Consider the following 19,879-nt stretch of genomic DNA (forward strand, 5'->3'; position numbering starts at 1 on the left):
TGCACCGCGTGGTGACCAACCTGGGCGTGCTCGAATTCGGCGGCGCCGACCACGCACCGCGGCTGCTTTCCGTGCACCGCGGGGTTTCCGTCGAGGACGTCACCGCGGCCACGTCGTCCCCGCTCGACACCTCCGGCACCGCACGGGCCCGCGCACCCGGCGACGACGAGCTTCGGCTCCCCAGGGAAGTCCCTGGACCCAAAGTCCCCGCACGACAAGGAAGCCCTTCGTGAGGACCGCACTGACCGACCCCGTCGGCGTCCGCCACCCGGTCGTCCAGACCGGCATGGGCTGGGCAGCGGCCCCCGGCTCGTCTCCGCGACAGCCCAAGTCGGCGGCCTCGGCATCCTCACCTCGACCCCCATCACCTACGACGAGCTGGCCACCGCAACCCAGGGAGACCCGCGCCCGCACCGAAAACCCCTTCGACGTCGACCTCCGCGCGGTCGCCGAGGACGCCGCCCGGCGCGTCGATCTGCTGATCGCCGAAGGTGCGAAAGTCGCCTCGTTCGCGCTGGCTCCGAGACAGGAGCTGATCACCAAGCTCAGGACCACGGCGTGGTCGTCCTGCCGTCGATCGGCGCGGCCCGCCACGTGGAGAAGGCGCGGCCTGGGGCGCCGACGCCGTGGCCGGGCAGGGCGGTGAAGGCGGCGGGCACACCGGCGGCGTCACCACGACCCTGTCGCTGCCCACCGTGCTCGACACCGTCGACATCCCCGTGGTCGCCGCGGGTGGCTTCTTCGACGGCCGGGGCCTGGCGGCCGCGCTCGCGTACGGCGCGGCCGGGATCGCCATGGGCACTCGTTTCCTGCACACGCACGAAAGCACCGTGCCCGACGCCGTGAAGCGGCTCCACCACGCCCTCTCTGCCACCGTCGGCACGCGCAAGGTCGACGATCTCGGCACCGCGTCCTGCGCACCGGGCTCGTCGGCGCGCTGGAGAAGTCCGGTTCCCCCGCCGGGTTTCCGCGCGCAGCGGGGACGCCGCCCGGTTCCGCCGGCCCAGCGGGCTTTCGTGGACCGCGCTCGTGCGCGAGGGCCTGCGGTTTCGGGCAGGCGGGCGAACGCGGGCGCAAGTGCTGATGACCGCCAACACGCCGATGCTGCTTCGCGCGGGCCTCGTCGACGGCGATCCGGCGGCCGGTGTGCCGGCGTCCGGCCAGGTCGTCGGGCTGCTGCGCGAACTGCCGCCGGTGACGGGCCTCATCGAGGGGATCGTGGCCGGCCCGGAGTCGATCCTGCACCGCCTCGGCGGCGGCCGTTGTGCTTGACTCAAGGCATGATCTCGGAAAGCCGCTGCCCGGTCGCGGAGGGCGAACTCGCCGTCCGCACCGGTGGCGAGGGCCCGATGCTGCTGCTCATCCCCGGGGGCACCGGCGGCGCGGACTCACTGCGCGCGCTCGTCAAGCAACTGCGGACGGACCACACCGTGGTCACCTACGACCGGCGCGGCCACTTCGCCAGCACCGACACCACCACGGGTCCGGTGCCGGTCTCGCTGCACGCGGACGACGCGCTCGCCGTGCTGGACCACGTCGGCGCCGGCCCGATCCCGGTGTTCGGCACCAGCGCCGGCGCGCAGATCGGCCTCGACCTCGTGGCGCGCCACCCCGATCGGGTGTCGGTGCTCGTCGCGCACGAACCGCCCGCGGTGCAGCTGATGCCCGACGCCACGGGTTGGCTCGAGGCCGCGAACGACCAGATCCGGCTGGCCCGTTCGGGTGATCTGATGGGTGCCGTCACGCGCTTCGCCGACGGCATCGCGGGCGCGGCGCTGCCCGATCTGCCCCACCTGCGCCTGCCGAACGAGGCCGACTGGCTGCGCCTGTTCGACCGCGAGCTCGCCGAGTTCTTCGACTACCTGCCGGACCTGCGCGCCCTGCGCCGCGCGAGCACCGAGATCGTGCCCGTCGCCGGCGAAGCCAGCCGCGGCCGCTACCACTACCAGCCGGCGAAGATCCTGGCGCTCGAGCTGGGGCTGCCGTTCGTCGAGGTCCCCGGCGCGCACCTGGCGCCGCAACGCAACGCGCCGAAGTTCGCCGCCGCGCTGCGCGAGCTGCTCGCGTCGGCGCAGGCCTGACCACTCACCCACGGCACGGGCAGCTCGGCGAACGCCGTCTAGCCGATGTCACCTCCCCGCCGCACGTCTTCGGCCGGCAAGGCGAGGTGGAGGCCCGGCAGGACCGTGAAGACCGCCGCCAAGTCCAGCCGGGCCGGCGCTGCGCCGAGGCAGAAGTACGGGCCGTGGCCGGATGCGAGGGGACCGGTGGCGTCGCGGCGGACGTCGAACCCGGTTGTGACCGGAGGATCTTTTCGACGGCGCCGCGCACCATCGCGGGATCAGCCCAGACGGCCGTCCGTTGCGCGGGATGGGTGTAGAGCAGCACGACACCCTTGTCGATCGCGGTCGTGGTGGTCACGTGGCCCGCCTACCGCAGCAACCTCGCGGATCGGAAGGCTTCAGAGGGCGGGACCTCCGCGGACGAGCTCGGTCAGCAGATCCTCCGCGGGGTGGCCGAGTTGAAGCGAGTGACCTCGGCCAGGTCCTTCCCGGGCGGTGCGCCGGGCGGACGGCGGATCACCAGCTCCGGGAACGGCTCCGAAAAGGCCGCGTGGAAATCGGCAGGCGGGCTCGCCAGTTCCGCGAGGAGCCGGCCGGTCAGCACGTCGACGTCGTCCCGCTGCCCGGCCAGGCGCCGAGCGGCGAAGGCGCCGCTGAGCAGGCGGCGCGTCCGCCGGTGCTCGGCCGCGCCGCGGGTGGGCATCGGCTCCAGCCGTCGGTCGGCGAAGAACCGCTTGATCTCCGCGTACCCACGCACGACCCACGGCTCGTTCACGCCGCACGCAGCCGGTTGCGGTAGACGAACATCGCCAGCAGCCCGGCGCCGATCACGGCATAGCCGACGGGCTTGCCCACGGCCAGGAACGTCGTGGTCGGCAGGGAGATCGCCAGCACCAGCAGCACCGCCGCGTGCAGGGTCAGAACCCCGCCGAGCAGGGCCGTCATCACGGTGATCCCCCTGCGCTGGGCCGGCGCGGGCGCGGGACGGCCGGTGAACCGGAGAACCAGGAGCAGCAAGGGTTTCCCGACCACCGCCGAGCCGAGCAGCACGATCCCCACCGGCCCGGTGAGCACGGTTTCCTGCAGCTTCAACACGAGCTCGTTGCCGCCGGTGAGGCCCAGGACCACGAGCATCACCACGAACCCCGCGATCGCCACCACCCCGACCGGATCCAGCCGTCGCCGGACGGCGAACTCGCCGACCGTGACGAGCAGCGGGATGGCCGCGGAGATCGCCAGCGCCACCACCTCGCTCTCCACGACCGGCTTCAGCAGCACGTACACCACCAGCGGCAGCGCGACATTCAGCACGAGGCTCGGCAGCAGCCGGCGCAGCAGTTCGGGTTTCACGAGCGGGTCCTCCCCTTCGGTGATTCGGACCCGCTCAGCGTGGCTTCCGGCGCTCGTTCACCGCGTCGGCGCCAGGGTGGGAAATCCTTCTCCACCCAGGGGTCTACGCGGTCGCCGGCTCCGCAGCACGACGCCGCAGCAGCCCGCACCCGCCGCCACGACCAACAACCACAGGAAGCCCCGGGGGCCGGCGTGTGGCCCGCGAGTCCCAACGCAAGCGGGATCGCCAGGCCCGGGATCGCCGTCACCACGGCCCACCGGTCCCGGCGGCCCGCCGCCAGCCCCGCGAGGGACCCGATCACCGCAAACGCCGCGATGCTGCCGCACCAGGAGCCAGCGCGTGAACGTTTCGAGATGGCCCTCGGAGACGGACTCGACGGCGTCGCCCAGCGCCCCCGTGAACGCGGCCACGAGACCGGCCACCAGGCAGTGCAGCGGCAGCAACAAGCGCGGCCCCAGGGCGTCGGCGGCCGGGTAGGGAATGCCGCCGAAGCCCTGGTTGAGCGAGGTGACCCACGGGGTGGCGAGCCGGGCCAGCGCGGCGATCACCGTCAGGAACACGCGGGAGTGGTTCCACTCGGGGGGCGGCGGCCATCGGGTCGGTGACGTTGAGAACGCCGTCGCCGAGCACGATGATCGTGAACAAACCCAGCCGCTCGCCGAAGTGCACGGTATCGAGGCGGGCGAGCGTCGGGCGCGGGCGTGGGCCGTCGTGGTGCGCGAGCTTCGCCGTGATGTTGACGACGAGCCGGTCACCGGAAACCGCCAACGTGATCACCAGGTCGAGACAAGTCCCAGCGCCCACAGCCCGTAGCGCCACGGCGAGTCGACCCAGAGCGACACCACCCACGACACCACCCCGAACCCCAGCTGCGCCACCGCCCAGTCGACGATCACGCGCACACCGCCGCGGCGGCTCTCCCACACGCGGTCAGAGCGCGCACCGCGATGTAGGCGATGGCGAGCACCTTCGCGTGGTCACCACGAATGTCCGCCACCGACGCGGCATGAACGCGAGGCCGGCGATCGCCGGCAGCACGGGCATCGTGCGGGCGGCGGCTTTCGCGACGTTGCCGTAGACGCGGCAGCACGTCCTGGGGCGACGTCGGGCTGTATGTGGTCTGCTTCCTGGCTTTCTGGACGGCATGGATGTGCTTCACCGCGCTTTTCCCGATCGTGGTCATGGCCGACAGCGTGGCCGCGGCCCGGGATCTACACCCGAGGGTTGACGACTCCTGCGCGGCCCGCCGATATCGTCGGCCGGGTGTCCGACAGACCTGTGAACAGCGCCGACCACCGCGTGCAGCGGCTGGTCTCGATGCTCATCCTGGTGCTGCTCACGTCGCTCGCGGCGAAGTCCGAACCACACCCCGCGCTGCACGGCCAGGGGCTCGGGGTGCTGCTCGGCCTGCTCGGCGTGCTGCTCGGCGGGGCGATGCTGATGTACGGCGTGCAGCAGTGGCGGCTGCCGGCGCCGGTCGAGATCGCCTTGTTCCTCCTCGTGCTGGCCAGCTCCGTGACGCTGGTATGGCTCGAGCCCAACGGCACGGGGTTCTTCGGCGGGTTCCTCCTGGCGGCCACCGCGTCGGCACGGCTGGACCCGCGCCGGGGCGGGATCGTCGCCGGCCTGGTCGTGGCGACCCTCGTGGCGGCGAGCCTGTTCGGAGCGCGCCACGAGGCGGTGCCGACGCTGCTGAGCGCGCTCGGCATGCTGGCGTTCTACCGCCTGGGCGTCTACATGCGGAAGCTGCGCGAACGCACGGAAGAGCTCGAACAGACCCGCGCGGCCCAGGTCCGCTCGGCGGCGCTCGCCGAGCGGCAACGGCTCGCGCGCGAGATGCACGACGTGCTCGCCCACTCGCTGTCCGGTCTGCTGCTGCACCTCGAAGGAGCCCGGCTGCTGGCCGTCCACAGTGGAGCCGACCCGCGGCTGACCGACACCGTGGAACGCGCCCACCAGCTCGCGCAGACCGGGCTCGCCGAGGCGCGCCAGGCGATCGGCGCGCTGCGCGGCGAGGACCTGCCGGGCCCGGAACGGCTGCCGGTGCTGGCGGCGGAGTTCGAACGCGACACCGGGATCCCGTGCGAGGTCACCGTGCGCGGGCAGGCACCGGAGCTGGCCGCGCAGACGCGGCTGACGCTGTACCGAGTGGCGCAGGAGGCGCTCACCAACGTCCGCAAGCACGCCGACGCAGAGCGCGTGGACCTGCGGCTGAGCTACGAACCGGGCGGCACGCTGCTGACCGTCGAGGATCTCGGCAGCCCGGGTGCGGCACCCGGCGACCACGGTTACGGCGTGAGCGGCATGCGTGAGCGCGCCGAGCTGCTGGGCGGGCAGCTCGACGCCGCACCGACCGGCACGGGGTTCCGGGTGAGCCTGTGGGCGCCGGCGTGATCCGCGTGCTGGTGGCCGACGACCAGCGCGTGGTGCGCGACGGCCTGTCGATGCTGCTCGGGCTGCTCCCGGGCGTCGAGGTCGTCGGCACAGCGGCCGACGGCGACCAGGCAGCCGAGCTGGCCGGGCAGCTGAAGCCGGACGTCGTGCTGATGGACCTGCGCATGCCGCGCTGCGACGGGATCGAAGCCACGCGCCGCATCCGCGCCCGCGACCACGACGTGCAGATCGTCGCGCTCACCACGTACGCCGACGACAAGTCCGTGCTCGACGCGTTGCAAGCCGGTGCCCGCGGCTACCTCACGAAAGACGCCGGGGCCGACGACATCCGCCGCGCCCTGAGCCAGGTGACGCGCGGCGCGGCCGTGATCGACCCCGCGGTGCAGCACCACCTCGTGGACGCACTCACGTCCGGCGCGCCCCGCCCGCCGTTCACCTCGCCCGACGGCCTGACCCCGCGCGAGGTGGACGTGCTGACGTTGATCGCCGACGGCTTGTCCAACACCGAGATCGCGCACCGGCTCTTCGTCGCCGAAGCCACGGTCAAGAGCCACATCAACCGCATCCTCGGCAAGATCGGCGCGCGCGACCGGGCGCAGGCCGTCGGCTACGCCTATCGCCACGGGCTGACTTCGGGCTGAGGCGGCCGTAGAGTCTGCCCATGGCTGAGGTGCTTCCGTGGCTGCTCGACTCCGACCCGGCGCTGCGGTGGCAGGTCGAACGCGACCTCGCGGGCTCCCCGCCGCAGGTCTGGGAGGCGACGCGCGCCCGCGTCGCCACGGAGGGGTTCGGCGCGCGCCTGCTCGCGCTGCAGGACCCGGACGGCCAGTGGGCCGGCGGCGCGTTCTTCCCCGCCGAGTTCAAGGGCTCGCCGGAAGACGGCCAGCCGTGGACCGCGACCACGTGGTCGCTCAACGCGCTGCGCGACTGGGGTCTCGACGCGTCGGTGCTCAGCGGCACGCCGGAGCTGCTGGAGCGCAACAGCCGGTGGGAGTACGAGAACCTGCCGTACTGGGGCGGCGAGGTCGACGTCTGCATCAACTCGTGGACGCTGTCCAACGGCCTGTGGCTGGGCGCGGACGTCCACGGCATCGCCGAGTGGTTCGTCGAGCACCGCCTGCCCGACGGCGGGTGGAACTGCCTCTGGGTCGAGGGAGCGGAGCGCTCGTCCGTCCACTCGACCCTCAACGCGTTGAAGGCCTTGCTGGACTACGAGAAGGCCTGCGGTTCCGTGGATTCCGCCGGCTCTGTTGCCGACGCCCGCCGCTGCGGCGAGGAGTACCTGTTGTCCCGCAGCCTGTTCCGGCGGCTGTCGACGGGTGAGCCGATCGCGCCGTGGGCGTTGACGTTCAGCTACCCGTTCCGCTGGTTCTACAACATCCTCAACGCGGCGGACTACTTCCGCGCCGCCGCGCTGGCCGACGGCACCGCCCCGGATCCGCGGATGGCCGAAGCCGTCGAGATCATCCGAGCGGCAAGGCAGCCCGACGGAACGTGGCTGCAGGCCCGGCGCCACCCCGGCGAAGTCTGGTTCGAGATCGACGCGCCGGCCGGGGAACCGTCGAAGTGGCTCACCTTCCACGCGACGAGGGTGCTCGGTTGGTGGGACTCCCACGCACGCTGAGGACATCGGAGAGTCCCTCGGACCAGACAAACCCCCGCCCTCCCTGGGTGTATTCGGCCAGGCCGTGGCGAGCGGAAGGGTCTGGCCCGCGACCAGGTCCGGACAGGTAATCCCGGGCCGGCACGACCGGGCCCAGCGGGAAGCCACCCGCAACCGCAGCACCAAGATCGGATACGACGGCCGCGCCGTCACCCGCATCCAACGGCTGATGACCGACAACGTCCGCGCCTACGACCGCAACGCCGACCGCACGACGGCCGTTGCATCCTGTCTCGAGCACCACAACGCTCAACGCCGCCACCGCGCACTTGGCGGCCACCCACGATTGCTGCCAAACCTGATGGCCAAACACACCTACGGGCGTGCTCTTGTCCGGCCTATCGCCCACGCCGGCAAACCCGGCCACCGCGGCACTGTGGCCGAGTTGTCCACAACTCGGTTTGCCCGGGGACAACCAGGCAAGTCCCTCGCGAAAAGCGTGCGGCGGTCGGACACGTCAAGGCCGCAGCGGCGACTCCTGCTGCGCGCTCGCGTAGGGCGCCCGGCTGGCGCACCTGACCGACGACGCCACCGCGGCGGCCGTGCTGCGCGGTGAGCCGGCGCGGGTGTCCGAACGGGAGCCGGCGCTCGCCGGTGAGCCTGGAAAGTCCTCGGCGACCCGACTGCGACGACCGCCGCCGACGTGACCGAGCTGCGCGCGAAGGTCCCCGCCCCGGTCTGGGGCGGCGGTCACGTTCGGCCGGTGATGGTTCACTCGTGCGGGTGCGAGGTCGCGTCCGCCCCTGCCGCGACCGGCTCGGCGGTGTAGGCCTGAGGAGGTCGCCGCCGAGGGGAGAGAGCATGAAGCTGGGTCGGGCGCTCGTGCTGGCCGTTGTCGTCGCTGTTCCGCTCGCCGCACCCGCCACGGCCACACCGCCGGACGCCGCCACGGCCCAGGTCGCGCAGGCCGTCCGCGCGGGTACGCTCGGCCAGGACCACCGCGTCGCGGACTCGTGGACCGGCGTCGTGCAGGGGCACCAGGTGGACCTCGGCTGCCTGACGAACGTCGTCACGCGCGACAAGGCGTCGGCAGATCCCCTCACCACCCCCGCACCGGCCGGGTTCTCGCCTGCCGACCTGGCGCGGGCCTACCACCTGCCGGACACGAAGACCGGCGAACGCGGCATGGTGACGATCGTCGGCATCGGCGCGTACCCGACGCTCGAGGCCGACCTCACGACGTACCGCGACCAGTTCGGTCTGCCCGAGTGCACCACCGCCGACGGCTGCCTCAAGATCACCGACTACCACGGCGGTCCGCCGCTCAAGCCCGCCGACGGGCTCGGCGAGATCGAGGAGGCCTACGCCACCGAGACCGCGCTCGACGTCGACCTCGCCTCCGCCGCGTGCCCGATGTGCCGCATCACCATGGTCCAGATCCGATGGACGTCGGGCGTCTGCTCAACGCCGTGCTGCTGCAACTGCCCGGCCAGCTCGCCGACGACTTCGGCACGGCCGTCAGCTACGCGGCGAGCCTGCGTTCGAGCGCCGTGAGCATGAGCTACGGCGTGCCCACCGGCCTGCAGGGCGACTACCTCGGCACCGGCGCGCCCGCCGTGGCGCTGCACCACCCGGGCATGGCCGTGGTCGCCGCGTCCGGCGACAAGGGGTATCTCGGCGGGCCGCAGCTGTGGCCGCAGGAACTGCCGTGGGTCACGTCGGTGGGCGGCACGTCACTCAGCGCCTCCGGCGGCTCCTTCGTGCAGAAAGCCTGGGGCAGCCTGTTCACCCCGCACGGCGAGCAGCAGCGCTGGGTGGGCTCCGGCAGCGGGTGCGCGCTCGACCTCGGCCCCGCGCAAGGCCAGCCGGCCGCCATCGCCGCCAACTGCTCGGGCCACCGCGCGAGCTCCGACGTCTCCGCGGTCGCCGACCCGCTTACCGGCGTCGCTGTCTACCGCTCCTACGCGCCCCACGGCGGCAAAGCCGGCTGGCTCGTCGTCGGCGGTACCAGCGCCGCCTCACCCTTCGTCGCCGGGCTCTACGCCCGCGGCGGCCGGCTGTCCGGTGTGGACGGTCCGAACTCCTTGTACAGCGCCCCGGCCGGCACCATCGCCGACGTCTCCTCCGGCTCCAACGCCCAGCACGGCCCCGCCGACTGCGCGCAGTTCAAGCCCGTCGTCTGCTCCGCCGGCCCGGGCTGGGACGGCCCGACCGGTCTGGGGGTACCGGTGGGGCTCGGCGCGTTCCAGGCGAGGAGCCGGTGACGGATCGCCGCGAGGTCGGCGCTGCCGACGCCGGCGTCGAAGCCGTCGACGACGGCCGCGAGCGCAGCTTGGATTGTGGTATCGCGGTTCGCGAGGAAGGTCTTGATGACCGGCCCCTGATCCTCCCTGCCCAGTGCGGCGAACAGCCGCCGGTCGGGTCGCGGCCCGCGCCGCAGTGGAACTCGGCACCGCCCGGCTCGGATCGGGCGAGCGCGGTGACGACGGCAGCGCAGCGCTCGAGTAAGGAGCGGTAGTAGCGCGGGCTGCCGTCGAGCTGCTCGTCGTCGACGTACTCCCAGAACGCCACGTCGCCGAGCGGTGCTCGACGCGGTCGATACCGGCCGGCATGGCGACGCCGGCCGCACCGGCGAGCTGCGCCGAACCCGCGTCGGATTCCGTGGCCGCCATCTCGTCGGCGTTGCGCAGATCGACCACGGTCCGCACGCGGTCCGTGGGCGCCCCGCCCAACCCCTCGCCCGTGACGAACCGGAGGTCGCCCGAACGGAAGAACACGCCGTGGCGCCCCGGCTCCTGGAAGAGCCGGAGCACCACGGAAAGCGTCACACCGCCCGCACGCCGTCCTGCCAGACTTCGCGGACGTTGGCCGCCAGGTTGGCGAAGTCGTACGGATCCCCCGCCACCACCACGACATCCGCGCGATGGCCGGGCGCGAGCCGGCCCAGGTCACCCTCCATGCCGAGCAGCCGGGCGGCCGACGACGTGGTCGCCACGAGCACGTCGGCCGGGCTCATGCCGCACAAGCGCATCAGCTCCAGCTCCTCCAGGTTCGTCCCGTGGGGACCCACCCCGCTGTCCGTCCCCATCGCGATCCGCACGCCCGCGGCGACCGCCCGGCGCACCGAATCCGCGTGGACCTCCGCGACCTCCTTGGCCTTCTGCACCACGGCGTCCGGCAGCGAAGCACCCGCCGCGGCCGCCCGGATGACGTTCACCGGCGCCACCAAGGTCGGTACCAGCCAGGTGCCGCGAGCCAGCATGAGCTCGATGGCCTCGTCGTCGAGGTAGATGCCGTGCTCGATCGAGCGGATGCCGGCGCGCACGGCGTTCTTGATGCCCTCCGCGCCCTGGGCGTGGGCCATCACGGCGCGGCCCTGCATCTGGGCCTCGGCGACGAGGACGTCGAGCTCCTCCAACGTGAACTGCGAGTGCCGCGGGTCGTCGCGGGGCGACAGGACGCCGCCGGTGGTGCAGACCTTCAGCACGTCGGCGCCGGCGCGCAACAACGTCCGCGCGACGCGGCGCATCTCGTCCGGGCCGTCGGCCGTCGCGTCGGGGCGGCCGGGGTGCGGCAGCGACAGCGGAACGCAGTGGCCCGAGGGCATCCAGCCGTCACCGTGGCCCCCGGTGGGACTGATCAGGCCGATGGCGATCTGCAGCCGCGGCCCCGGGATGAGCCCGTCGGTCACGGCCTGCTTGATGCCGAGGTCGGCGCCGGCCGCGTCACGCACGGTCGTGATGCCGAGCTTGAGCGTGGCCCAGAGGTTTCGGGCGGCCTCGTAGAACTGGTACGAGAACGGTTTCTGCACACGCGGCAGCAACCCGAGGTCCGACACCGTCACGTGCACGTGGCAGTCGAACAGGCCGGGCAGCAGCGTCGCGCCGGAGCAGTCGACGGACCGGTCGCCGTCGAGGCCGGTGCCGACCTCGACGATCCGGCCGTCCTCCACCGCCACGTCGGCCGGGGCGGGGGCGCTGCCGGTGCCGTCGAACACCGAGCCGCCGCTGAACACCGTGCGGGTCATACCGGTTCTCCTGTCTTCACGGGAACACCGGGCCGCGTCACGGCCCGCTCGATGCCGGCGGCCACGGCGAGCACCACGACGTTGGCCGCGAGCCCGATCAGGCCGACGTTCACGGTGCCGGCGAACTTCGTGTCGAAGAAGGTCAGCCAGATGACCACGATCTCGCCGACGACCAGCCCGGAGAGCACCGGGCCCTTGCCGACCGGCACCTTCTTGAGGAAGCCCAGCAGGTTCGCGGGCGCGAGCTGCACCGAGCCGGAGTACGTGAGCAGCAGCAGGTTCGCGAGCAGATCAGGCCGGAAGATGCCGAGCACCAACGCGAGCGCGCTCGCGAGGACGACCGTGCCGTGGTTGATCCAGAACTGCTTACGCTCCCCGCGCACCCGCGCGATGTTGCGGGCCACCAGCGAGGAGATCCCGATGAGGATGCCGGCCGCGGGCACCATCGCGGTGGCCGTGGCCGCCACGACGACCAGCCCCGTGACCCAGCCCGGCAGCGCGTCCTTGCTCAGGGTCAGGAGCACGCCGTTGGGGTCGCTGGTCTTGTCCACCACGATGATCGCGGCGAACCCGATGATCATCGGGAGCAGCAGGCACAGCTCGTAGATCGGCATCCACATGTAGTTGCGCCGCAGCACCTGGGGGTCGCGGGCGGCCATCAGCGCGGGCCACGAGTGCGGCAGCGTCATGAGCCCGACGCCGATCGCGCTCACGAGCATGCTGGTGATGAACCACGTGTGGTCGTTGGTGCCGGCGTGGACGAAGAGCTTCTCCGGGTGCAGCTGCTCGATCTTGTGGAACACGCCCGAGACGCCGCCGGCGAAGTGGGCGGGCACCGCGATGATCAGCACCACGAGGACCACGAGCATGATCGCGTCCTTGAAGTACGACGTCGCGGCCACGCCCCGCAGCCCGGCCCACAGCACGAACGCGACGATCAGCACGCTGCCCAGGACCATGCTCAGATTGCCCGAAGCCGCGTCGCCGGTCACGAGCCGCACGATCAGGCCCAGCCCGGTGATCTGCAGCTGCAGGTAGGGCAGCACGAAGATCACGCCGAGCACGGCCGAGAGCGTGCCGAGGAACTTGCTGGAGAAGCGGTCCTCGAGGAAATCGCCCTGCGTGAGGTACCCGCGCTCCTTGCCCATCCACCACAGGCGTTTGGCCAGGAAGAACAGGACCACGTAGGCGATCGGCACGTACGGCAGCGCGTACATCGCCGCGACGCCGCCGGAGAACGCGAGCCCCGCCATGCCGAGGAAGGTGAAGGTGGTGAACACCTCGCCGGCCTGGAGGAACCACATCGTGAGCGCGCCGAACTTGCGGCCGCCGACGGTCCACTCGCTCAGATCCGCCGCGGGCTTGCGTCGCCCGACGAAGCCGAGCACGCCGATGAGGACAATGCCGACGAGGGTGAAGGCCAGGATCATCAGTCGTCACCCGCCCCCGCGCGCGCCATCATGCGCTCGCTCAGCAGCAGGGCCGGGGTGAACATGAGGCACCAGAAAGCGCCCCACACGACCATTTTCGGCAGGCCGAGCCACAGCCCGGTGGAATTGACGAACGGCAGGAACGGCATGAGGACCAGCGCGATCACCGGGATGATCGGCGGGAGGTGGTAGCTGCGCATGTGATCACGCTGCCAGGACCGCGAGCTGCCGGCACGCCAGCTCGGCCAGCAGGGTCGTACCGTCGGCGAGCACCGAGTCGTCGAACGCGGCGCGCGGCGAGTGGTTGTTGGGCGCGCCGACCGGATCGTCCGAGCGCGACGCGCCGAGGAACACGAACGCGCCCGGCACCTTCCCGAGCACCCGGGAGAAGTCCTCCGACCCCGTCATCGGCTGCTCGAGCAGCGCGAACCGTTCCTCGCCGAACACCTCACGCACGGTGCCGGCGATGAACTCGTGGCCGGAGTCGTGGTTCACCAGCACGGGGTACTCGGCGTCGTAGGTGATCTCGACGTCCAGGCCGTGCGCGACGGCGATGCCCTCGCACACGCGCACGACCTGCGTGCGGAGGCGCTCGCGCACCTCCGGGTCGAACGAGCGCACGGTCGCCTCGAACACGGCGTCGTCCGGGATCACGTTGCGCCGGGTGCCGGCGTGGAAGCTGCCGACCGTGAGCACCACCGGCTCGAACGCGCCGAACGCCCGGCTCATGCGCGTCTGCAGAGCGGTGACCATCTCGCACGCGGCCGGGATGGGGTCACGCGAAGCCTCCGGCGCCGAACCGTGGCCGCCGGCGCCGACCACGCGGACCTTCACCGCGTCGGACGCGGCCATGAGCGGCCCGGACCGGCAGGTGAACAGGCCCCGCGCGTGGCGCGAAGCCGAAACATGCAGCCCGTAGGCAGCGTCGACCTGACGGCCGGACGCGGTGAGCACGCCCTCGTCGATCATGTAGCTCGCGCCGTCGCAGCCTTCTTCGCCGGGCTGGAACATGAACACGACGTCGCCGGCCAGCTGGTCGCGGCGGCAGACGAGCAGCTGCGCGGCGCCGACGAGCCCGGCCGTGTGCAGGTCGTGGCCGCAGGCGTGCATCGCGCCGTCGATCTCGGAGGAGAACTCCTCACCGGAGGCTTCCGTGACGGGCAGCGCGTCCATGTCGCCGCGCAGCAGCACGGTGCCGCCGGGTCCGCCGCTGCCGCGCAGCACAGCGGTTACGGAGGACAGGTCGCGGCCGAGGCTGATCTCGAGGCCGAGACCGTCGAGGGCCTGGAGCACCTTTTCCTGGGTACGCGGCAGGTCGAGGCCGATCTCGGGGGTGCGGTGCAACGATCGGCGGAGCGCGACGAGGTCGGGGTGCAAGGCTGCGGCGTCGGAGCGCAAGGACATAGGTCTCCCTCGCTGGAACATCGACATATGCTGGCCCGACGATGATGCGAGTGTCGAACGCTCCTGCCGGCCGGATCGCAGGAATCCGCCAAATCGGCGCCGTGCGGACGAAGGATCGGCCATGTTGAGCGAAAGCGACCTCAAACTCCTCGACGCGCTGCAAACCCGGCCGCGCGCGACGTGGGCCGTGCTCGGCCAGGCGCTCGGCATCGGCGCCGTGACCGCCGCACGCCGGTGGGAGACGTTGGTGGCGCGCGGGCAGGCGTGGCTCACCGCGTACCCGGGAGGCGAGCTGGTGGCGCAGCTGGCGCTGGCGTTCGTGGAGATCGACTGTGCGCCGGGTTCGGCTCTGGCGCTCGCCCAGCGCCTCGCGGCCGACCCGCACGTGGCGACGGTGGAGTACCTTGCCGGGCACTGCGACCTGCACATCCACCTGGTGGCGCCCACGCTCCGCGCGATCTCCGACTACGTGCTGCACAGCTTGTCGGCGCTGCCGGGTGTCACGGCGACCCGGACGGTGGTGTCGCCGCGGCTGTTCACCGAGGGCAGCCGGTGGCGCGTCCGCGCGATCTCACCGGGTGAGCGGGAGGCTTTGGTGTCGCCCTCGGCCCGGAGGTCCGGTCCTTTGCGGTTCGGCGAGCTGGACCAGTCGCTGATCCTGGCTCTCGGCGAGGACGCCCGGGCGTCGGCCGCTTCGCTGGCGGTGGAGCTGGGTGTGGGCGCGAGCACCGTCCGGCGCCGCCTCGACGCCCTGCTGGCCCGCGGCGCCGTCCGGCTGCGCTGCGAGATCGCGCGGCCCCTGTCCCCCGCGCCCGTCACGGCGATGCTCTGGCTGCGTGTGCCGCCCGACAAGCTCGAGACGACCGCGCGGTCGCTCGCGATGCTGCCGGAGGTACGCATGTGCGCCGCCCTCAGCGGGGCGGCGAACCTGATGCTGGTGGTGTGGTTGGGTTCACAGCACGACCTGCTGCCGCTGGAGGGGTCCCTGGCGGCCAAGCTGCCGTGGCTGGAGATCGTCGACCGGGCCGTGACGCTGCGCGGGTTCAAGCTCATGGGCCACCTGCTCGACGACGAAGGCCTCGCCGCCGGCCACCTCCCCCTGGACTTCTGGTCTCCGGTGACGAGAAACCCTTGACGGTCCGGCGGGCGCGGGGGGATGTGGGAGGGAAGCGCCCGCCGGACCGGCAAGGAACCCGACCCGGCGAGTGGGGGGTGGGTGAAGGAGAGGGAACCTCGCCGAATCGGAGCTTTGTGGAGGGTCAGCGGGTTTCCGAGGTGAACACCGGGGGCACCGGCAACACACCGCAGAACCGCCCGGAACCTGCCGCCCGTCCGCCTCCCTCCCGCCACGACAGCTCGGCAGCGGTGTCGCGCGCTGCGCCGGCCGGATCCTCGCGACCGTCCCGGTCGAAATCCTCGGCGTGGTAGGGGAAACTCATGGCTACTCCTGGGTCTTTCCGTGTTCCGGCGAGGCCGAACGTGCCTGGGCGGGCACCGAGCGAGGCACCACCCCGCGCCGCCGCTGCGGGCGGCCGAAGCGCAGGACCCGGGTTCCTACCCGGCGGCGGCCTCGGCGGGCTGTGAACTCCGCCTGACTCGAGGAAATCCGCATCGAAACTCCTTCAGTCGCTTGGTAGAAGCCCCACCGGCCGGGCCTCGACCGGCGCCACCGGTGCGGCGAGGGGGCGGGGTGGGGGCGGCCCGGGTCCCAGCGGGGTCCGAGCGAGACACCGCCCCGAGCCGCCCGCTCCCCTGGTCATTCCTTGCAGCGCTTTCCCGTGTTGATGCATGAGACCACGCGGTTCATCTGGGACTGCGTCATCACGTTGGCGAAGTCGTCGTGGTCCGAGCGGGGGTTGTGCTTCTCCTCGGGGAACGCGTCCACTTTGTACTGGCCTTTGACCTGCACGTCGTGCGGGATGTTGTAGACCAGCGTGATCTTCAGCTGCGGCACGGCCTTGAAGCCGCGCTTGCAGTTACCGTTCGCGTCGGAGAACACGATGTGGGTGCGGTGGTTGGCGCTGTCGATGTTCTTGCCGTCCCAGCAGTTGGGGAAGGCGTGGATGCGCTCGACCTTGCTGCCGTCGGGGCAGATCGGGTAGTGGTCGGTCAGCCGGTCCTCGAAGCCGGAGCACGTCCAGCTCGCGCGGGCGTTGGCGGGCCCGTTGGCGCCTTCCTTCGCGTCACCGTAGAGCACCCGCAGGAACCGCGGCATCGCCACGACCCGGCGCGCGCCGCCACTGCCGAAGGACAGCGTCGCGGACACCACGCGCTGGACCTCGCCGTCGTTGCCGGCGACCTCGTTCTCATCGTTCACGCCCGGGAGCTCGGCGGCCGCGCCGTTGTCCTGCTTCTGCTCCTGCTCCTTGGCGCTCTCGCCGGCGGCGGGATCGCTGTTGGCGCCGCCGTTGTCGAGACCCGCGTCGTCCGGGTCCTGCACTGCGCAGCCGGCCAGCGCGGCCGGGTCTTCCGGCTTCACGCTCTGTTCGGTCATCGCGTCCGAGATCTTCTTCAACGACGCGGACCGTTTGCCCTTCAACGAGTTCAGCACCGCATCGGCGTCCTGCCCGGCCTTGACCTGCTTGTCGGCCTGGTCGACCTGCGCGTCCATCGTGTCGAGCTCGGTGTTCACCGCGTCCATCGCCGCGTCGGGCACGTCGGGTAGCTCGCTCACCACGTCGGGGCATTCGACCTGCGGCGCGGCGGCGTCCTTCGCCGCGCCGGCGCGGTCCGCAGCCACGTCCTCGCCCTCGGCCGGAGCGGCCGCTTCCGAAGACGCTGGGGTTTGTTCCTCTTCGTCGTCGGTGTCGATGCGGACGACCGGCCAGTAGTAGGTGGACTTGTCACCGTTCTTGCACGTCGTGCCGGCGCGGGCGAGGCTGCGGTTGGTCGAGTCGGCGTTCGTGGAGAGATTGCCGACGTAGTCGTGCAGGTGCTGGGCACCGTTGCGCACACCCGGCTGCGCAATGAAGTTGTCGGGGTTGAAGTGACCGTTCTCGTTGCGTCCACAGTCGACGGTGAACGTGCCACGCGCGCCGCGGTTCTGCGTCCGGCTCACGTTCGAGCCCTTCGGGACCTTGGTGATGTCCAGGAAGAACGACTTGTCGGCCGGGTCGGCGCCGGCGCGGTCGGGCTGACCGGACGTCGCGTTCACGGCCAACGCGCCGACCGCGAGGGCCAGGCCGAGCGCACCGGTGGCGATCGTGACGCGCTTCGCCGACCGGTGCCGGGGATGGTTCCTGGTCATGGTGTTGTGCTCACCTCGTTCGATCCTCCGGGCGCGCCGAACTACGGCCGCGGCCCGGGTGTGAACTACTTGGAGTCGAGACGCTCGGCAGCACGGATGCGGGGAATCCGGTGCCGGCACTGGGGAATACGGACGGGGAGGCGAAGTGGTTCAAAAAGAAATCGCCGCGTTATCCGCGCGTGATCGGCAAGGCCGCCCATAGATTCCACAAAGGACAGAGCATTCCCCCAGCGGGGAGGGTCAGCGGTCGACGACCACGAGCAGTGTGCCGTCGTCGGCCCGGACCTCGAACCGCGTGATCTCGTCGGCGGACAGCGACGTGCCGCCCGTCACGTGCAGCGGAGCGGGCGAACCCGGGATCCCGTAGCCCTTCGCGGGCAGGGACCAGCCCGTGACCGTGCGGATGTCACCGGCGGAGGAGATGGCGAGCAGCTGGCAGTTCATCGGTCCCGCGACGCCACTCAGCTCGAGGTCCACGGAGCTGCCCCACTCGCGCGGTGTCACGGTCACGCGCGCCGTCACGGCCGAGGCACCCTGGCCCGACGACGTGCCACCACCGGGCGCGGACAGCGAGGAAGACGGCGACGGCGGGACCGAAGTCGGCGCCGCCAGGCTCACGGCGGGACCCGCGGCGTCGGCCGGGCGCACCGCGAGCGTCACGAGCGGGCCCGCCACCACGAGCGCGGCCGCGGCCGCCGCGGCGACGAGTCCGACGCGCCGGCGCCGCCTGCGCTTCACCGTCGCCTCGGCCATCAGTGCCCGCAGCACGCGCGGGCCGGGCGCGAGCGTGCGCCCCGGCGTGACCGGTACCGGCGGCTCCGGCCAGTTCTTCTTCACGAGGTCGAGCACGTCGGGCAGCTGGTGGAGCTCGACGAGGTCGAGCTGGCAGTGCGGACAGTCGAGCAGGTGTTCCTCGAACTGCGTGTTGTCGGCTTCACTGAGCACACCGAGCACATACGCGGCGAGGTCGGTGTGCGGGGATCCGGCCACTGTCAGCTCACCCCCGCTCGCGCATGGCCTTCCGCAGAGCGCGGACGGCGTGGTGGATTCGCGATTTGACGGTGCCGGGCGGCACCCCCAGGGTGGCGGCGACCTCGTTCACGGTCCGGTCGGCGAGGTACGTCTGCTGCACGGCCTCCCGGTGCTCGGGCGAAAGCCCTTGCAGCGCCTCGTAGAGGATCATGGCCGCCACGGTCTTGTCCGACTCGTCGGACACGAACACGGCGTCGGACTCGATCTCCTCGAGCTCCTGCGGACGGACACTGCGGCTGCGCCAGCCGTCGATCACAATGCGCCGAGCGACGGTGAACAGCCACGCGCGGAGCATCGCCGGCCTGCGGTCGAGCTTGTCGGCGTTGCGCCACGCCTTGATCAACGTCTCCTGCACCACGTCCTCCGCCCACTGCCGGTCGTGACCGGTCAGGCGCAGCGCGAAGCCCATCAAGGCGCCGCCGAACTCTTGGTACAACGCTTTGGCCAGGTCGTCATGAACTCCGGGGGTTTCGGTTTCATGATCGTCCGTCGGGCTCAGCGTTCGATTGTGCCGTCCCACGCGGGACATCTTTGTGGCTACGACGCCATTTCGTCCAGTACCAAAATCACGGGCGTTGGTCACGAAAGTTTTTTGAACCGTGTCGAACCCGTGTCCGTATCCCCCGTCGAAGACCCCCGACAAAGCGTCGTTCCCCCGCGACGCGCCGCATTCACCATGGGCTTACTGTCCACAGTGGATCAACTGCGCCCTTTTGCCGTCGTTCCCCCGCGACGGTGCGTAGTTCCGCCCCCTGGAGGAAGCCGTGAACCGCTTGTTCCGCACAGCGGCACCGCCCGCTGTGTGCCTGGCCGCATTCACAGTATTGACCGCATGTCAGTCCGGAACCGCTCCCGGAGGCTATTCTTCGAGTGCAGCGGGCTCGACGACCATGCCGATGGAGATGCCCGCCGACCAGACCGACCCGGCGAAAGCCGCCTTGCGTGCCGCGCGCGCATTCGACCTCGGTCCGGTCGTCGTGGACGGAAGCGGTTTCGCTGTCTACCGCTACGACCGCGACAGCGCCAAGCCCTCGCGTTCCCGCTGCACCGACGACTGCGCGCAGAAGTGGCTGCCCGTGCGCGCTAGTGGTGACGTGAAGCTCACCGGCATCGACCGCGACCTTGTGGGAAGCGTCACGCGCCCCGACGGCACGGATCAGGTCACCCTCGCCGGCTGGCCGCTCTACCGCTTCACCGGCGACGAAATGCCGGGGCAGACCGCCGGGCAGGGCGCCGACCGCGCGTGGTTCCCGCTGTCGCCCGACGGCCGCAAGATCGAAACCACTACCGATACCTGGCGGACCGATGCGTTCCGGATCTGATCTCCC

General features: G+C 71.5%; 23 protein-coding genes and 2 pseudogenes. 11 read left to right on the top strand and 14 right to left on the bottom strand.

The window, feature by feature from the left end; all coding sequences use genetic code 11:
* Positions 1 to 8: 8 nt before the first annotated feature.
* From AB0F91_RS11700 to AB0F91_RS11710, 3 genes and pseudogenes are all read left to right on the top strand, one after another.
* Positions 9 to 233: a hypothetical protein gene (locus AB0F91_RS11700; RefSeq protein ID WP_360596935.1), complete on the top strand. Its 225-nt coding sequence runs from the start codon at positions 9 to 11 to the stop codon at positions 231 to 233.
* Positions 230 to 1,272 (top strand): annotated as a pseudogene (locus AB0F91_RS11705) (nitronate monooxygenase). The gene AB0F91_RS11700 and the pseudogene AB0F91_RS11705 overlap by 4 nt, the downstream one beginning before the upstream one ends.
* Positions 1,273 to 1,280: 8 nt before the next feature.
* On the top strand, positions 1,281 to 2,081 hold the full coding sequence (locus tag AB0F91_RS11710) for an alpha/beta hydrolase (protein ID WP_360596937.1): 801 nt from the start codon (positions 1,281 to 1,283) through the stop codon (positions 2,079 to 2,081).
* Between the two features lie 412 nt (positions 2,082 to 2,493).
* Here AB0F91_RS11710 and AB0F91_RS11715 read toward each other — a convergent pair whose 3' ends face one another.
* The 5 genes from AB0F91_RS11715 to AB0F91_RS11735 all read right to left on the bottom strand — a co-directional run bounded on the left by AB0F91_RS11715 (position 2,494) and on the right by AB0F91_RS11735 (position 4,597).
* Positions 2,494 to 2,838 carry a hypothetical protein gene (locus tag AB0F91_RS11715; RefSeq protein ID WP_360596938.1) on the bottom strand — a complete coding sequence of 115 codons (345 nt, stop codon included), beginning with the start codon at positions 2,836 to 2,838 and terminating at the stop codon, positions 2,494 to 2,496.
* Positions 2,835 to 3,413 carry a VC0807 family protein gene (locus AB0F91_RS11720; protein WP_360596940.1) on the bottom strand — a complete coding sequence of 193 codons (579 nt, stop codon included), beginning with the start codon at positions 3,411 to 3,413 and terminating at the stop codon, positions 2,835 to 2,837. The genes AB0F91_RS11715 and AB0F91_RS11720 overlap by 4 nt, the downstream gene beginning before the upstream one ends.
* Positions 3,414 to 3,470: 57 nt before the next feature.
* Positions 3,471 to 3,974 (bottom strand): hypothetical protein, encoded by a 504-nt coding sequence (locus tag AB0F91_RS11725; protein ID WP_360596942.1) that lies wholly within the window; start codon positions 3,972 to 3,974, stop codon positions 3,471 to 3,473.
* 213 nt (positions 3,975 to 4,187) lie between these two features.
* Complete coding sequence (locus tag AB0F91_RS11730; protein WP_360596944.1) at positions 4,188 to 4,310, bottom strand: hypothetical protein; 123 nt, start codon at positions 4,308 to 4,310, stop codon at positions 4,188 to 4,190.
* Entirely contained in the window at positions 4,307 to 4,597 is a 291-nt protein-coding gene (locus AB0F91_RS11735; protein WP_360596945.1) for a hypothetical protein, read from the bottom strand. The genes AB0F91_RS11730 and AB0F91_RS11735 overlap by 4 nt, the downstream gene beginning before the upstream one ends.
* A gap of 80 nt (positions 4,598 to 4,677) precedes the next feature.
* On the opposite strand from AB0F91_RS11735, the gene AB0F91_RS11740 reads away from it, so the two are divergent.
* From AB0F91_RS11740 to AB0F91_RS11765, 6 genes are all read left to right on the top strand, one after another.
* On the top strand, positions 4,678 to 5,808 hold the full coding sequence (locus tag AB0F91_RS11740; protein ID WP_360596947.1) for a sensor histidine kinase: 1,131 nt from the start codon (positions 4,678 to 4,680) through the stop codon (positions 5,806 to 5,808).
* Positions 5,793 to 6,449, top strand: a complete 657-nt coding sequence (locus AB0F91_RS11745) for a response regulator transcription factor (protein WP_360596949.1) — start codon at positions 5,793 to 5,795, stop codon at positions 6,447 to 6,449. Before AB0F91_RS11740 ends, AB0F91_RS11745 begins: the two co-directional genes overlap by 16 nt.
* A gap of 20 nt (positions 6,450 to 6,469) precedes the next feature.
* Positions 6,470 to 7,432 carry a squalene cyclase gene (locus AB0F91_RS11750; RefSeq protein ID WP_360596950.1) on the top strand — a complete coding sequence of 321 codons (963 nt, stop codon included), beginning with the start codon at positions 6,470 to 6,472 and terminating at the stop codon, positions 7,430 to 7,432.
* Between the two features lie 840 nt (positions 7,433 to 8,272).
* On the top strand, positions 8,273 to 8,965 hold the full coding sequence (locus AB0F91_RS11755; RefSeq protein ID WP_360596951.1) for a hypothetical protein: 693 nt from the start codon (positions 8,273 to 8,275) through the stop codon (positions 8,963 to 8,965).
* Positions 8,854 to 9,675, top strand: coding sequence for a S8 family serine peptidase (locus AB0F91_RS11760; RefSeq protein WP_360596952.1), 822 nt, complete (start codon positions 8,854 to 8,856; stop codon positions 9,673 to 9,675). Before AB0F91_RS11755 ends, AB0F91_RS11760 begins: the two co-directional genes overlap by 112 nt.
* Positions 9,672 to 9,929, top strand: a complete 258-nt coding sequence (locus AB0F91_RS11765) for a hypothetical protein (RefSeq protein ID WP_360597110.1) — start codon at positions 9,672 to 9,674, stop codon at positions 9,927 to 9,929. The genes AB0F91_RS11760 and AB0F91_RS11765 overlap by 4 nt, the downstream gene beginning before the upstream one ends.
* A gap of 67 nt (positions 9,930 to 9,996) precedes the next feature.
* Here AB0F91_RS11765 and AB0F91_RS11770 read toward each other — a convergent pair.
* The 5 genes and pseudogenes from AB0F91_RS11770 to AB0F91_RS11790 form a co-directional block, all read right to left on the bottom strand.
* Positions 9,997 to 10,239 (bottom strand): annotated as a pseudogene (locus AB0F91_RS11770) (tyrosine-protein phosphatase); the annotation flags it as partial.
* Positions 10,236 to 11,438 (bottom strand): amidohydrolase family protein, encoded by a 1,203-nt coding sequence (locus tag AB0F91_RS11775; RefSeq protein WP_360596953.1) that lies wholly within the window; start codon positions 11,436 to 11,438, stop codon positions 10,236 to 10,238. The pseudogene AB0F91_RS11770 and the gene AB0F91_RS11775, both read right to left, overlap by 4 nt.
* Entirely contained in the window at positions 11,435 to 12,868 is a 1,434-nt protein-coding gene (locus AB0F91_RS11780; RefSeq protein WP_360596954.1) for a sodium:solute symporter family protein, read from the bottom strand. The genes AB0F91_RS11775 and AB0F91_RS11780 overlap by 4 nt, the downstream gene beginning before the upstream one ends.
* Positions 12,868 to 13,068: a hypothetical protein gene (locus AB0F91_RS11785; RefSeq protein WP_360596955.1), complete on the bottom strand. Its 201-nt coding sequence runs from the start codon at positions 13,066 to 13,068 to the stop codon at positions 12,868 to 12,870. Before AB0F91_RS11785 ends, AB0F91_RS11780 begins: the two co-directional genes overlap by 1 nt.
* A gap of 4 nt (positions 13,069 to 13,072) precedes the next feature.
* Positions 13,073 to 14,272, bottom strand: coding sequence for a M20 family metallopeptidase (locus AB0F91_RS11790; protein ID WP_360596956.1), 1,200 nt, complete (start codon positions 14,270 to 14,272; stop codon positions 13,073 to 13,075).
* A 121-nt stretch (positions 14,273 to 14,393) separates the two neighbouring features.
* Between AB0F91_RS11790 and AB0F91_RS11795 the strand changes: the two genes are divergently transcribed.
* Positions 14,394 to 15,407, top strand: coding sequence for an Lrp/AsnC ligand binding domain-containing protein (locus tag AB0F91_RS11795; RefSeq protein WP_360596957.1), 1,014 nt, complete (start codon positions 14,394 to 14,396; stop codon positions 15,405 to 15,407).
* A gap of 124 nt (positions 15,408 to 15,531) precedes the next feature.
* Here AB0F91_RS11795 and AB0F91_RS11800 read toward each other — a convergent pair whose 3' ends face one another.
* The 4 genes from AB0F91_RS11800 to AB0F91_RS11815 all read right to left on the bottom strand — a co-directional run bounded on the left by AB0F91_RS11800 (position 15,532) and on the right by AB0F91_RS11815 (position 19,050).
* Positions 15,532 to 15,711 (bottom strand): hypothetical protein, encoded by a 180-nt coding sequence (locus AB0F91_RS11800; protein ID WP_360596959.1) that lies wholly within the window; start codon positions 15,709 to 15,711, stop codon positions 15,532 to 15,534.
* A gap of 317 nt (positions 15,712 to 16,028) precedes the next feature.
* Positions 16,029 to 17,519 (bottom strand): DUF1996 domain-containing protein, encoded by a 1,491-nt coding sequence (locus tag AB0F91_RS11805; RefSeq protein WP_360596961.1) that lies wholly within the window; start codon positions 17,517 to 17,519, stop codon positions 16,029 to 16,031.
* A gap of 240 nt (positions 17,520 to 17,759) precedes the next feature.
* Positions 17,760 to 18,509 (bottom strand): zf-HC2 domain-containing protein, encoded by a 750-nt coding sequence (locus tag AB0F91_RS11810; protein ID WP_360596963.1) that lies wholly within the window; start codon positions 18,507 to 18,509, stop codon positions 17,760 to 17,762.
* 7 nt (positions 18,510 to 18,516) lie between these two features.
* Positions 18,517 to 19,050: a sigma-70 family RNA polymerase sigma factor gene (locus AB0F91_RS11815; RefSeq protein ID WP_360597100.1), complete on the bottom strand. Its 534-nt coding sequence runs from the start codon at positions 19,048 to 19,050 to the stop codon at positions 18,517 to 18,519.
* A 397-nt stretch (positions 19,051 to 19,447) separates the two neighbouring features.
* Between AB0F91_RS11815 and AB0F91_RS11820 the strand changes: the two genes are divergently transcribed.
* The gene (locus AB0F91_RS11820) at positions 19,448 to 19,873 is read left to right on the top strand and encodes a hypothetical protein (protein WP_360596965.1); all 426 of its coding nucleotides are present in this window, start codon (positions 19,448 to 19,450) and stop codon (positions 19,871 to 19,873) included.
* Positions 19,874 to 19,879 lie beyond the last annotated feature (6 nt).

It is taken from the genome of Amycolatopsis sp. NPDC023774 (assembly GCF_040639695.1).
Lineage (GTDB): Bacteria > Actinomycetota > Actinomycetes > Mycobacteriales > Pseudonocardiaceae > Amycolatopsis.